The following is a 12,950-nucleotide window of genomic DNA, read 5'->3' on the forward strand; positions in this document are numbered from 1 at the left end:
TTTATGACTTATCTACTGCACATCGTCGCGCGCGAAGTTCCCGCCAACGATGCGGAAGTTCTCCCATTCCTGGAACAGATTGCCGGCGCAACCATCAGTATTGCGCCATCCCAGCAGTTGAAGAGTTTTCGCGACGCCATCCTGAAGCTGTTCCCCTGCCTGACCAGCTATGGCGCCGGGGACAAGGCCGTTGAGAACTGCCCCTGGGCGGACGGCCCGCTGGCAGACAATTTCAAAGGCGGTTATGGCAGCGTGGCGATCTCGCGCCGCCATGACGAAGTGATTCCTCACGTGCTGCGTATCGCCAGCGACCTGGGCGTGACCGTGGTGGACGAGCAAAACGGTGCGGTGCACCGCCCGCAGGCTTACCAGGTCGTGCTGGAAGGTCCGCTGGAGGGCGTGGAAGTCGAAACCGCCGCGACCCAGCTTGCGGAGTTGATGAACCAGCCGCTCCCGCAGATGGTGCTGCTGCTGCATTCGCGCCGCCGCACCCTGGTCAAGAAGGGCCTCACCCGCGCACAGGCCGAAGTCTATGTGACCGCCTTGCGCGAGCGCGCCAGCTGCCGTGCCACGGTTTCGGCGGAGCCGCGCAAGGCCGCGGTCAAGTCCGTTCACAAGGCCCCGGGTCACGTTGCCTCGAGGGCGCCAAGTCCGCCGCCGGCGCGCGTGGCGCAAGTGCCTCAGGCGCCCACCTTCGACCAGCCGGAAATCGTCGGCATCGAGCCTGACGAGCAAATGTTCCAGGCCGCCGAATCCCAGCGCATGGCCGCCGCATCGCTGGTTGGCAGCATGGTCCTGCTTGTGCTGGTCATGGTCCTTCGCATCAAGTCGCCGTTCATGATGTCGTTCGCGCTGGCGATGAGCGCGCTGGGCGCCATTGCGGTGGTCCGGCTTGCCCAGGCGATCGGTTCCGGCCTGCTTCGCACCCTGGTGTTTGCGATGCTGGCATTCGTACCGGGCCCGGGCACCCTGATGGTCGCGTGGACCTATTTCCGCGCGGCGGGTGTCTTGAAAGAGAATGGCCTTACTACCCGCAACTCCTTGCTGGATGCGGACGAGGTGCGTGAGCTGGGCGGCCGTGACGGCATGCTGCCTTCCACCAAATTACTGCTCGCACTGCTGGTTCTCGCAGCAGTTGGGGGCTACGCCTTCATCAACCAGATTCTTTGAGATCGCGGTGGCTGGCCAGCGTTACGCGGCCAGCCGTTCCTGCTTTCGCAGCGCATGAGTTACCAGATTCAACTGGCGTCGGTCGCCACCCCGGAAGCGGACCAGGACGTTTTTCCCTTCATGAACAGGTTGCGGCAAGAAAGCGGTGAGCAGCCGCCATCCGCCTTGTTGAAGCGCTTTCACGACAAGCTGACAGCCCTTTTTCCGGACACGCCCTGGTCGGATTGTCATTTCGCCGGTGATACCGGCCGCTTGACCGTGGACTACCGCAAGCAGGAAGTTGTTCCGCATGTGCTTTACCTTGCCGGCGAATTGGGCCTGACCGTGGTGGACAACCAGTCTGGCGCAGTGCATCGTCCCCCGACTTACCAGGTAGTGCTGGAAGGGCCCGCGCCGGGCGTGGCGCTGGGCGAAGCTGCCAATCGCCTTGCCGCTTTGATGCAAAAGCCGGTAACGGAAATGCTGGCGCTGTTGTCCGGAGGACGGCGCAAGATCGTCAAAAAAGGGGTACTGCGAGCCCAGGCCCAATACTATGTGCTTGCGCTGAAGGAGCGCGCTGGCTGCCAGGCGACGATGGCGCTTGAGCATGACCGCGTGGTGCATCCTGAACCCCCGCCGCCAAGCGCGCCCCCGGCGCGGCCTGCCGCTGCAGGGAAAGCTGCGGCAGCGCCGGGCGTATCCCTGGCACCGGTCGACGTCAGGCCGGCCATGCCGCCGCGATCGCGCCGCGAGCCGGAACCGGAGCCGGAAACCTGTTCCTTGGCCGGCGCCGACCCGCGCCTCTTCATGCTGGCCGATGGCCTGCGCCTGACGGTGTACGCGACCGTGCTATACCTTGTCACGGGATACTTTTTCCGCGACCTGGCCGGTTGGCCGAAGCTCTTGCTGGCGCTGGGCGTTACCGCCCTGGCAATGGCTGCCGTCTACCGCCTGGCCAAGGGAGCAGGGTCGAATATCGTGATGCGGATCCTGGCGATGGTCCTGATCATCATCCCGCTCGCCAATATCCTCGTGCTGCTGCTGATGATACGGCGCGGTAAAGTGGCCTTGCGTGAAAATGAAATCGGGGCCGGCTGGTTTGGCGCCGCCTACGACGACATGGTCCGCTTGCGCGGCGGAGACAGCGGCTTGCTGCCGTCGACCATGACCGGCCTGCTCGCCGCTTTGGGCGTGGCTGGCTTGATCGGCGCCGGGAAGCAGGCGGCTGAAAAATATATCGACGCGGCGCTTGGCAGCCATCCGCAGCCTTGCGCTATCGTCGGCATATGGGAGTCCAGCAAACTTGGCCCGAATGGCAGGGTGGTGATGCGGGATGACGGCAACTATTCCGTTCTGCCGCTGCAAGGCCAGGAGGACAAGGTCAAGCAGGAGCAGGGCGAATGGGCTGTGCGCAACCGCAGTTTTGTTTGGCAGGTGCCACTGGCGGACAAGCCCTGGATGAAGGTTGAGCACATCGAGACCTTCAAGCTCAGTCTCGATGGCCAGACCCTTACCATTTTCGAGCCAAGGTCGATGGGCCTGTTTACTGAATGGCGCCGCGCGGGCGCCATGAAATCGCAGCGTTGCGGCTTTAATTGAACAGCTTGCGCAGCTCGGCTCCCGGATCGGGCGCGCGCATGAAGGCTTCGCCGACCAGGAAGGCGTGCACGTTGCGTTCGCGCATGCGCTGCACGTCGGCTGGCGTCATGATGCCGGATTCGGTGATGACCATGCGTTCTTGCGGAATACGCGACAGCAGGTCGAGCGTGGTGTCCAGCGTCACGTCGAAGGTGCGCAGGTTGCGGTTGTTGATGCCGATCAGGCGGCTCTTGAGGTCCAGCGCCGCGGCCAGCTCGTCGCCATCGTGCGATTCGATCAGAACGTCCATGCCCAATTCGTGGGAGCAGGCTTCCATTTCCGCCATCAGGCCATGGTCCAGCGCGGACACGATCAGCAGGATGCAGTCGGCGCCCATGGCACGCGCTTCATAGATCTGGTACATGTCGACCATGAAGTCCTTGCGCAGGACGGGAATGTCGCAGGCAGCGCGCGCCTGTTTTAGGTATTCGTTCGAGCCCTGGAAGAAATTCACGTCGGTCAGTACCGACAGGCAGGCCGCGCCGGCACTGGCGTAGCTGCCGGCGATTTCGGCTGGGCGGAAGTCTGGGCGCAGCACGCCTTTCGATGGCGATGCTTTCTTCACCTCGGCGATCACGCCGGCCTGGCCGGCTTCGATCTTGCTGCGCAGGCTGGCTTCAAAGCCGCGCAGGCCGGCGCGCAGTTCCTTGTCGCCTTCGACTTCGTCGCGCAGGGATTGCAGGCTGCGGTGCTTCTTGGCCGCCGCTACTTCGTCGGCCTTCACGGCAAGGATTTTGTTCAGGATGTCGGACATGATGATTCTTTAATGTTGTTCGGCCAGGGCCAGGCGCGCGCCAAGCGCGATGAACAGGCTGCCGGTCGCGCGGTTCAGCCACAGCGCCACCAGTGGTTTGACCTTCAGCCGCGCGCTTGCGAAGGCGGTGAAGATGGCAAGGCTGTTACACCACAGCATGCCGTTGAAATTGAAGATGCAGCCAAGGACCAGGAAGGCCAGCGGCTTGTTGGCCGCGTCCACGTCGATAAACTGCGGCACGAATGCCAGGAAGAACAACGCGACTTTCGGGTTCAGGACATTGGTCAGGAAGCCTTGCGCGAAGATTTTGCGGTAGGGCAGATTCGCCTGCGGCGCAAACCGGTAGGGCGGTGTCTGACCCAATGGGTCAGACACCGGTGTGCCGGTTTTATCGGCCTTAAGCCGCGCCCGCAGCATGCCGATGCCGCACCAGACGATATACGCCGCGCCCACCCATTTGACAACGGTGAAGGCGGTGGCGGAGGTAGCCAGCAGGGCCGACAGGCCAAGCGCTGCCGCGCCGATGTGCAGCATGGTGCCCGCGCCGACCCCCAGCGCCGCAGCGCAACCAGCACGCCAGCCCTGGCTAGCGCTGCGCGCCATGATCAGCAGCGAATCCGGTCCCGGCATGATGTTCAGCAGCAGACCGGAGATCACAAACAGCGTCAGGTCATGGATGCCGAACATCGCTTAACCCTCCCGGCCGAGTTCCTGCGTGACGCGAACGAACTGTTCCAGCTTGGCCACCGCGGCGCCGGACGACACAGCCGTTCGTGCCCGCGCCAGCCCGTCCTCGATGGACGAGGCTACGCCGGCCGCATACAAGGCGGTGCCAGCATTCAGCGCCACGATATCCGACGCAGGCCCCGGTTCGCCGTGCAGGGCTTCCATCACGCGCGCCTTCGATTCGGTGGCATCCGCCACCTTGAGGTTGCGCGAAGCGATCATCGACAGGCCGAAATCTTCAGGATGGATTTCATACTCGCGGATTTCGCCGTTGACCAGTTCACCCACCATGGTGCCTGCGCCCAGCGACACTTCATCCATATTGTCGCGGCCATAGACGACCACCGCATGCTGCGCGCCCAAACGCTGCAGCACGCGCACCTGGATACCCACCAGGTCCGGGTGGAACACGCCCATCAGGATGTTCGGGGCGCCGGCTGGATTGGTCAGCGGGCCAAGGATATTGAAGATGGAGCGCACGCCCAGTTCGCGGCGCACCGGCGCCACATGCTTCATCGCAGCGTGGTGATTTGGCGCGAACATGAAGCCGATGCCGGTCTGCGCGATCGACTGCGCGATCTGTTCCGGCTTCAGGTTGATGTTCGCGCCCAGCGATTCGATCAGGTCGGCGCTGCCCGAGGAGGACGACACGGAGCGTCCGCCATGCTTGGCCACGCGCGCACCGGCGGCAGCGGCGACAAACATCGAAGCGGAAGAAATATTGAACGTGTGCGCGCCATCGCCGCCGGTGCCGACGATATCCACCAGGTTGGTGGTATCGGCCATCGGGACCTTGGTCGAGAACTCGCGCATGACCTGTGCCGCAGCGGTGATCTCGCCGATGGTTTCCTTCTTGACGCGCAAGCCCATGGTCAGGGCAGCCACCATGACTGGCGACATTTCGCCCGACATGATCTGGCGGAACAGGTACAGCATCTCGTCGTGGAAAATCTCACGGTGTTCGATGCAGCGAACCAGTGCTTCTTGATGCGTGATAGGCATGATGCTTCCTTCTCTTATTTGCGATCGAGGAAATTCTTCAGCAAGGCGTGGCCGTGCTCGGACAGGATGGACTCGGGGTGGAACTGCACGCCCTCGATGTCGTATTCCTTGTGCCGCACGCCCATGATTTCGCCGTCGTCGGTCCAGGCTGTGACTTCCAGGCAGGAAGGCAGCGAGGATCGCTCGATTGCCAAAGAGTGGTAGCGGATTACCGTGAACGGGCTGGATAAGCCCTGGAACACGCCCACACCCGTATGCGCGATAAGAGAAGTTTTGCCATGCATGACTTGCTTGGCGCGGATAACTTTGCCGCCAAAGGCTTCGCCGATGGCCTGGTGTCCCAGGCAGACGCCCAGGATAGGTTTCTTGCCCGCGAAGTGCTTCAGCACTTCCAGCGAAATGCCCGCCTGCGACGGGTCTTTCGGACCCGGCGAGATGCAGATGCGGTCGGGATTCAATGCTTCGATTTCGGCGATGGTGATTTCGTCGTTGCGGTGCACGCGCACGTCTTCGCCCAGCTCGCCGAAATACTGCACGATGTTGTAGGTGAAGGAGTCGTAGTTGTCGATCATCAGCAGCATTTCAGAACTCCCCATCCAGGCCATCTTGCACTTGCTCGGCCGCGCGCAGCACGGCGCGCGCCTTGTTTTCAGTTTCCTGCCATTCCATTTCCGGTATCGAGTCGGCGACGATGCCGGCGGCGGCCTGCACGTACAGCATGCCGTCCTTGATCACGCCGGTGCGGATCGCAATTGCCACGTCCATTTCGCCGCCGAAGGACAGGTAGCCGCAGGCGCCGCCGTAGATGCCGCGCTTGCAGATTTCCAGTTCGTCGATGATTTCCATCGCACGCACTTTCGGCGCACCGGTCAGGGTGCCGGCAGGGAAGGTGGCGCGCAGCACGTCGAGGTTGGACATGCCTTTCTTCAGCTTGCCCTCCACGTTGGAGACGATGTGCTGCACGTGCGAGTACTTCTCGATCACCATCTTGTCGGTCAGCTTCACGCTGCCGGTTTCGGAGATGCGGCCCAGGTCATTGCGGGCCAGGTCGATCAGCATCACGTGTTCCGCCACTTCCTTCGGATCGTTCAGCAGTTCTTCGGCCAGCGCCGCATCGCGTTCCGGCGTATTGCCGCGCGGGCGGGTGCCGGCGATCGGGCGCAGCGTGACTTTCTTTTCGCCGTCAGCCAGGGTCTCGTTGCGCACCAGGATTTCCGGCGACGCACCAACGATCTGCATGTCGCCGAAATTGTAGAAGTACATGTACGGCGACGGGTTCAGCGAACGCAGGGAGCGGTACAGCGTGAGCGGCGAATCCACGTATGGCTTGCGGATGCGCTGGCCGATCTGCACCTGCATCAGGTCGCCCGCCAGGATATATTCGTGTGCCTTGGCGACGGCCTTCAGGTAATCCTCTTTGGCGAAGTCGCGGATGGTCTCGGTGCGTACCGACGGCGTGGTGACCGGCGCATCGACACCGCGCCGCAGCAGGGCGCGCAGGTCTTTGAGGCGCTGGCGGGCCTTGGCGAAGGCTTCCGGCTGCTGCGGATCGGCGTAGACGATCAGGTACAACTTGCCGGACAGGTTGTCGATGACGGCCAGTTCCTCGGTCACCATCAACTGGATTTCCGGCAGGCCCAGGTCGTCCTTCGGCTGCGTCCTGGCCAGGGTCTTTTCAATATGGCGCACGGTGTCGTAGCCGAAGTAGCCGGCCAGGCCGCCGCAGAAGCGCGGCATGCCGGGACGCACGGCTACTTTGAAGCGCGCCTGGTATTGCTCAATGAATTCGAGGGGATTGCCCTCGTGGGTCTCGATCACCTGGCCGTTCTTGACGATCTCGGTCAGCTTGCCGGTGCTGCGCAGCAGGGTATTGGCAGGCAGGCCGATGAAGGAGTAGCGGCCGAAACGCTCGCCGCCCACCACCGACTCCAGCAGGAAGGTGTTCTTGCCGTAGTTCTGGGTCTGGGCCAGCTTGAGGTACAGGGTGAGCGGGGTTTCCAGGTCGGCGAAAGCTTCCGCGATCAAAGGAATACGGTTGTAGCCTTCCGCGGCCAGGGATTTGAATTCGAGTTCGGTCATGTTTCTCTCCATTCCGCCATGGATGTGGTGGTGGCGGTTCGGTTACAAAAAACCTGCCGGAGCAGTGACACGCACGTGCGCCGACAGCAATCGGGACTAAGTCAGGATTGCCAGCGTCGCCACAGCCAGGCCTCAATCGAGCCCCGGTGGGTTACATTGTGTCTTTTGTTGAGAAACATTTCGGTCAGATAGCGTCGTTTTGCGTGCTAATCAAGGCAGCTGCATGAAGCAGCGTGTCAACTATACCATCGGAATCTGTTTCGTGTATACCCACGCCGTGGTTATATCCATATGGCACAGTCAGCACAGGACAGCCAGCCGCGCGGGCCGCTTCGGCGTCGTTCGAGGAGTCGCCAATCGCCACCACCTGCGCCGGCGGCAAGTCGAAAAATTCGCAGGCCTTCAGCAAGGGCAGGGGGTGGGGTTTCTTCTTTTCGAAGGAATCGCCGCCGAACAGCACTTCGAAGTAGCCGTCCAGGCCCTTCAGCGCAAGCAGCGGCTCGGCGAATGCCACCGGCTTATTGGTCACGCAGGCCAGGCGCAGCCCGTCCGCACGCATGCGCTCCAGGCCCGCCACCACGTCGGCATATACTTCGCTGTGCCGGCCATTGATGACCAGGTAGTGGCGCTGGTAGGCTTCCATCGCGGCCGGGAAGTGCTGCTCGACGCCGGCATCGTCGTGGTCCAGTGCGAGCACGCGCCGCACCAGGTTCTCCGACCCTTTGCCGACCATCAGTTCGATCTGCGCGACCGTAATGGGCGCCAGCCCCAGTTCTTCGCGCATCAGGTTGATGGCCACTTCGAAGTCCGGCATCGTGTCGAGCATCGTGCCGTCGAGGTCAATGATGGCGGCCCTTACGCCGCGCAGGACCGCCGCCATTCTTACAGCGAAGCCAGTTGGCCGCGCATCGCGTCAATCACGGCCTTGTAGTCAGGCTGGCCGAAGATCGCGGAACCAGCCACGAAGGTGTCGGCGCCGGCTTCTGCCGCGGCCTTGATGTTGTCGATCTTGATGCCGCCGTCGACTTCCAGCATGATGTCGCGGCCGGATTCGTCGATGCGGCGGCGCGCTTCGGCGATCTTCTTCAGCGCCTGCGGGATGAAGGACTGGCCGCCGAAGCCCGGGTTCACCGACATGATCAGGATCATGTCGATCTTGTCCATCACGTGATCCAGGTAGCTCAGTGGGGTGGCAGGATTGAACACCAGGCCAGCCTTGCAGCCGTTGTCGCGGATCAGTTGCAGCGAACGGTCGATGTGGTCGGACGCTTCCGGATGGAAGGTGATGATGTTGGCGCCAGCCTTGGCGAAATCAGGGATGATGCGGTCGACCGGCTTGACCATCAGGTGCACGTCGATCGGCACTTGCACGTGCGGGCGGATCGCCTGGCAGACCAGCGGGCCGACGGTGAGGTTAGGCACGTAGTGGTTGTCCATGACGTCGAAGTGGATGATGTCGGCGCCAGCGGCAACTACGTTGCGAACCTCTTCACCCAGGCGGGCGAAGTCGGCGGACAGGATGCTCGGAGCGATACGGAAAGTGGTCATGGCTGGTCGGCTGAGAAAAAAAGATGCGTTATTTTACGCTGCTGTGCGGACGCTGTCCGATTGCTTGGACTAGAATTGCCCAATTGTTATGAAGGAAACCCTTATGGCCCAGTATGAGTTTGCGGTCGAGGTACGCACGCAGTACCTGCCGGAACAGTCCAATCCGGACCGCACCAATTTCGTGTTCACTTACACGATCACCATCAAGAACACCGGCACCGTGCCGGCCCAGCTGATCTCCCGTCACTGGGTGATCACCGATGCGAACAACCATATTGAAGAAGTACGCGGCCTGGGCGTCGTCGGCCATCAGCCATTGCTGGCGCCGGGCGAGGTGTTCGAGTACACCAGCGGCACGCAGTTGCGCACGCCGCAGGGCTCCATGTATGGGGAATATTTCTGCGTGGCTGAAGACGGCCACCAGTTTGAAACCAAGATTCCTGAATTCGTGCTGTCCTTGCCGCGAACCCTGCACTAGTTACTTCTCGCCGTCCTTCTTCTTTTTGTTGGGCGGCAGCGTCCACCAGACGATGAATACCAGAAGGAAGAGCGCCACCAGCGCTTCAAGCATCAGATAAATCATAGACAACACCTCATGTTTTTGACACGCCGTAGTTTACCCGTTTGCGCCACCGCCGTCGCGTTAGTGCTGGCCGGTTGCGTCACTCCACCACCGCCGCCTGCCAAACCGTCGCAGCCTGCCCCTGTCACGCCGACTGCGCCTGCCACGCCGGCCCAGCCGCCGGTCCAACCCACCGTGCCGGCCGCACCGACCCCGCCTGCCAAAGCGGAATTCATTCCCGCCCGCTTCTCCGACTTGCCGGGCTGGGATCGTGACGACCTGCGCGCTGCATGGCCGGCCTTCATGCTGTCCTGCTCCAAGCTGGCAAGCGGAGCAGACTGGAAGGAACCCTGCGCGATCGCCAAGACCGTGGACGCCAATAGCCAGGCTGCCATCCGCCTGTTCTTTGAATCCTTCTTCGACCCGCACCAAGTGGTCGCGCCGGATGGCAGCAATACCGGCCTGATTACCGGCTATTACGAACCGCTGCTGCGCGGCGCCCGCAAGAAGGGCGGCCCTTACCAGACACCGTTGTACAAGGTGCCGGACGATATGGTCATCATCGATGTCGGCTCGGTCTATCCCGAACTGGCGGGCAAGCGTGTACGCGGCCGCCTGAAAGGCAAGCGCGTCGTGCCCTATCCGGCGCGAGAAGAAATCAGCCGTACGGGCTTGCCGGGCAACGAGCTGCTGTGGGTGGACGATTCGGTCGAGGCCTTCTTCCTGGAAGTGCAGGGTTCCGGCCGTGTGCAACTGCCTGACGGCGATACCGTGCGCGTTGCCTATGCCGACCAGAATGGCCGGCCGTACCAGTCGATCGGCAAATGGCTGGTGCAGAAGGGTGAGCTGACCGCTGAACAAGCCACTGCGCAAGGCATCAAGGCCTGGATCGACGGCCACCCGACGCGCCAGCAGGAGCTGTTCAATGCCAATCCAAGCTACGTCTTCTTCAAGGAAGAAAAGCTGCCCGACCCGAAGGTCGGCCCGAAAGGGACGCTGAACGTGCCGCTGACGCCGCAGCGTTCCGTGGCGATCGACCGCAGCCAGCTTCCGCTGGGAGCCCCGGTCTACCTGAATACCACGCTGCCTGGCGACGATGAGCTGCCGCTGCAAAGGCTGATGCTGGCGCAGGATACCGGCGGCGCCATCAAGGGCGCCATCCGTCTTGACCTGTTCTTCGGCTTTGGTTCGGAAGCTGCCGATTTCGCCGGCCGCATGAAACAGCGCGGCAGTATCTGGGTGCTGTTGCCCAAGCTCGCCCGCTAACGCTTGCCCTGCGCATCGGGCACATTCAGCGCGCGCATGATCTTGCCGATATCGGCAGCATACATGCGCGCGCTTGCCTGGTAGGGAGAGCGGCAGGGAACGGGCAGCGTAGCGCCGTCCTTCAAACCCAGCACCACTTCATGCCGCGCGGCGCATGCCTGCGAGATGGCCGGCAAGGCCTGCATGCCGCCAAACAGCGGCTTTCTCTCGACCTGCACCACTTCCACATCCTGGCGCAAGGTCGTGCACGAAGGCAGGGTATCGACCAGGATGCTGGTGCTGGTGGGCGTCATGCTGCGCTTGCCCTTGCAGTCTTCGCGCACCAGCTTGGTCAGCGCCCGCAGCATCATCGCGTCGGTCTGGCGCTGCGTCGGCGCCACCGGCTTGGCCAACCCTGTCTGATCGAGCACGCGCGACCATTCGTCGCGCATTGCGCCGGAGCCATCCAGCACTGCCGGGAGCACCATTGCCTTGCAGGCCTGGCTTCCGCATTCCATTGCCTGGGCCAGGTCCGGCTTGGCGCCATTGCGAAGCTGGCGGTAAAAGTCGTCGATGCGCGCGACGGCGTCACCCTTGCCCTGGCGTGCCGCCAAGGCGTAAACAAAGGCCGGCAGGCCACATTCGTACTCCAGGCGCGTGCCGCCGATCTCCGCGGGGGAGATAGCATGCCAGCGGCGGTCGTCGGCGATCAGCATGCAGGCGGCGAGAGCATCATCCAGTTCGTTCGCGGCTTCCTGCGGCGTCAACCAGCCTTCGTGCACGGACACCAGCCAGCGCAGGAATTCGCCGATACCCTCGTTGATCAGGCGCGAATCGTCGTAGATGTCCACGGCGTCGCGGATCTGGAAGCGGTGGCTCATTTCATGCGCCACCAGCTTGTTGGCAAGGCGGGATACCTCCGGCGATGGCTCGGCAGGCCAGTTGAACAGCGCCAGATGGAGGATGTCGCCGGCGCTTCCGTCAATATTCGGTCCGCCCGGCTCCTTTGCCATGGTGGCAGCAATGATCGGGCGCCTGAACTGTGCTCCCGGCATGCGGTTGTTCAGCCACTTCGCAGTGCGGTCGGCCCGCTCGCGCAATTGCGTCACAGTGGCGGGCGGCAGCGCCGGATCGTAGTAGTCGAGGCTCGTGCCTGCCGCCGGCAAGCGGGCCGGGAACAGCAGTGCCGGCGCATCGGCGTGGGCAGTTGCGCTTCCTTCGTGCCGCGCCAAACCTGTCAGTATGCTGCCGGGCGCAGCAAAGCGGTAAATCACCGCTCCACAGGCCTCGGTGACAGCATAGTTCGACATATGCGCGTAGATACCTTCGCCGGTAGGGAAGGAACCGGGATATCCCTCGACCTTGTTGGTCGTGGCAGGGATGAGGAAGGCGAGCGCCTTGCAATTGTTGGCGCCGCGCGCCAGTGCGTCACCGCCAGCTTTGCCGCACTCGCCGACAGCTTGCCAGTGCGAGCGTATCTCGGCAGCGCCGGCGCCAGTCTTCAGGAACGGCAGTTGCGTGCAGGCGGCGGGCAGCTCGTAGCTGACTTCCAATGCGTCGGGAGCCGCCAGGCGGACAGTGACGTGTACGTTTTCGGCAGCGGCGCCAGACATCGCCAGTGCCAGCCCTGCCAGTAAGCCGAGGTGCTTCATTCTGACCCTTGATCAAGTTGTGAATTCGATAAATATTACCAAATTCGCAATAAGATCAGGGGTCAGCGTAGAACGAGCACCGGCAAATGCGTATGTGCGAGAACCTTCTGGGTTTCGCTTCCAAGGAATAGTTTATTCAGGCCCTTGCGGCCATGGGACGCCATCAGGATGATGTCGCAATGCCGCTCTTCCGCGGTCTTGACGATGACCTCGTAGGGGTTGATTGCCTCGCCCAGCACGGCATCGCACTCGATGCCGGCTGCGGTGGCTGCCGCAAGCACCTTATCCAGGCCAGCCTGGACATTGCTCCGTACTTCGCGGTCAAAGACGCCGGGGTCTGGCAGCACGGCCGCATCGGCCAAGGGTACGAAGGGGAGGGGCTGGACCACGGAGACCGCAGTGATGCGCGCGCCATGGATCTTTGCGAATTCGATCGCAGTCTGGGTGGCCCGTTCCGAAAGTTGCGAGCCGTCGGTGGGCAGCAAAATCGATTTGAACATGGCAGTTCTCCTGACAAATTCTCCAGTCCAGTGTAGGTCTACCCCTGATTCATCGGCGCGCGCTTCGTGCACAACAGCTACAATTGCCCGATAGC

Annotated in this window: 13 protein-coding genes; 4 read left to right on the top strand and 9 right to left on the bottom strand. The window is 62.5% G+C overall.

Annotated elements, in window-relative coordinates; genetic code table 11:
• The first annotated feature begins 3 nt into the window (after nucleotides 1-3).
• Nucleotides 4-1,170 carry a hypothetical protein gene (locus tag ACN9MY_RS05895; protein WP_426321123.1) on the top strand — a complete coding sequence of 389 codons (1,167 nt, stop codon included), beginning with the start codon at nucleotides 4-6 and terminating at the stop codon, nucleotides 1,168-1,170.
• A 54-nt stretch (nucleotides 1,171-1,224) separates the two neighbouring features.
• Nucleotides 1,225-2,748 (top strand): hypothetical protein, encoded by a 1,524-nt coding sequence (locus ACN9MY_RS05900; protein ID WP_426336969.1) that lies wholly within the window; start codon nucleotides 1,225-1,227, stop codon nucleotides 2,746-2,748.
• On the opposite strand, the gene trpC is transcribed toward ACN9MY_RS05900, so the two are convergent.
• The 7 genes from trpC to rpe all read right to left on the bottom strand — a co-directional run bounded on the left by trpC (nucleotide 2,741) and on the right by rpe (nucleotide 8,896).
• Nucleotides 2,741-3,541 carry an indole-3-glycerol phosphate synthase TrpC gene (gene trpC, locus ACN9MY_RS05905; protein ID WP_426321127.1) on the bottom strand — a complete coding sequence of 267 codons (801 nt, stop codon included), beginning with the start codon at nucleotides 3,539-3,541 and terminating at the stop codon, nucleotides 2,741-2,743. The two genes, ACN9MY_RS05900 and trpC, sit on opposite strands and share 8 nt — an antisense overlap.
• A gap of 9 nt (nucleotides 3,542-3,550) precedes the next feature.
• Nucleotides 3,551-4,228: a LysE family translocator gene (locus tag ACN9MY_RS05910; RefSeq protein ID WP_426321129.1), complete on the bottom strand. Its 678-nt coding sequence runs from the start codon at nucleotides 4,226-4,228 to the stop codon at nucleotides 3,551-3,553.
• Nucleotides 4,229-4,231: 3 nt separating this feature from the next.
• The gene (gene trpD, locus ACN9MY_RS05915) at nucleotides 4,232-5,269 is read right to left on the bottom strand and encodes an anthranilate phosphoribosyltransferase (RefSeq protein WP_426168438.1); all 1,038 of its coding nucleotides are present in this window, start codon (nucleotides 5,267-5,269) and stop codon (nucleotides 4,232-4,234) included.
• A gap of 14 nt (nucleotides 5,270-5,283) precedes the next feature.
• Nucleotides 5,284-5,850, bottom strand: coding sequence for an anthranilate synthase component II (locus ACN9MY_RS05920; protein WP_055938512.1), 567 nt, complete (start codon nucleotides 5,848-5,850; stop codon nucleotides 5,284-5,286).
• Between the two features lies 1 nt (nucleotide 5,851).
• Nucleotides 5,852-7,348 carry an anthranilate synthase component I gene (gene trpE / locus ACN9MY_RS05925; protein WP_426168442.1) on the bottom strand — a complete coding sequence of 499 codons (1,497 nt, stop codon included), beginning with the start codon at nucleotides 7,346-7,348 and terminating at the stop codon, nucleotides 5,852-5,854.
• A gap of 184 nt (nucleotides 7,349-7,532) precedes the next feature.
• Nucleotides 7,533-8,228, bottom strand: a complete 696-nt coding sequence (locus ACN9MY_RS05930; protein WP_426321132.1) for a phosphoglycolate phosphatase — start codon at nucleotides 8,226-8,228, stop codon at nucleotides 7,533-7,535.
• A 2-nt stretch (nucleotides 8,229-8,230) separates the two neighbouring features.
• Nucleotides 8,231-8,896 carry a ribulose-phosphate 3-epimerase gene (gene rpe / locus ACN9MY_RS05935; protein WP_130315645.1) on the bottom strand — a complete coding sequence of 222 codons (666 nt, stop codon included), beginning with the start codon at nucleotides 8,894-8,896 and terminating at the stop codon, nucleotides 8,231-8,233.
• Nucleotides 8,897-8,999: 103 nt separating this feature from the next.
• On the opposite strand from rpe, the gene apaG reads away from it, so the two are divergent.
• Nucleotides 9,000-9,374, top strand: a complete 375-nt coding sequence (apaG, locus tag ACN9MY_RS05940) for a Co2+/Mg2+ efflux protein ApaG (RefSeq protein WP_342115459.1) — start codon at nucleotides 9,000-9,002, stop codon at nucleotides 9,372-9,374.
• Between the two features lie 117 nt (nucleotides 9,375-9,491).
• Nucleotides 9,492-10,724, top strand: a complete 1,233-nt coding sequence (gene mltA / locus ACN9MY_RS05945) for a murein transglycosylase A (RefSeq protein WP_426321135.1) — start codon at nucleotides 9,492-9,494, stop codon at nucleotides 10,722-10,724.
• On the opposite strand, the gene ACN9MY_RS05950 is transcribed toward mltA, so the two are convergent.
• Together ACN9MY_RS05950 and ACN9MY_RS05955 are read right to left on the bottom strand one after the other, a co-directional pair.
• Complete coding sequence (locus ACN9MY_RS05950; RefSeq protein ID WP_426321137.1) at nucleotides 10,721-12,355, bottom strand: hypothetical protein; 1,635 nt, start codon at nucleotides 12,353-12,355, stop codon at nucleotides 10,721-10,723. The two genes, mltA and ACN9MY_RS05950, sit on opposite strands and share 4 nt — an antisense overlap.
• A gap of 62 nt (nucleotides 12,356-12,417) precedes the next feature.
• Nucleotides 12,418-12,855, bottom strand: a complete 438-nt coding sequence (locus tag ACN9MY_RS05955; RefSeq protein ID WP_426321139.1) for a universal stress protein — start codon at nucleotides 12,853-12,855, stop codon at nucleotides 12,418-12,420.
• Nucleotides 12,856-12,950 lie beyond the last annotated feature (95 nt).

It is taken from the genome of Pseudoduganella sp. R-31 (assembly GCF_049913235.1).
Taxonomy (GTDB): domain Bacteria; phylum Pseudomonadota; class Gammaproteobacteria; order Burkholderiales; family Burkholderiaceae_D; genus Rugamonas.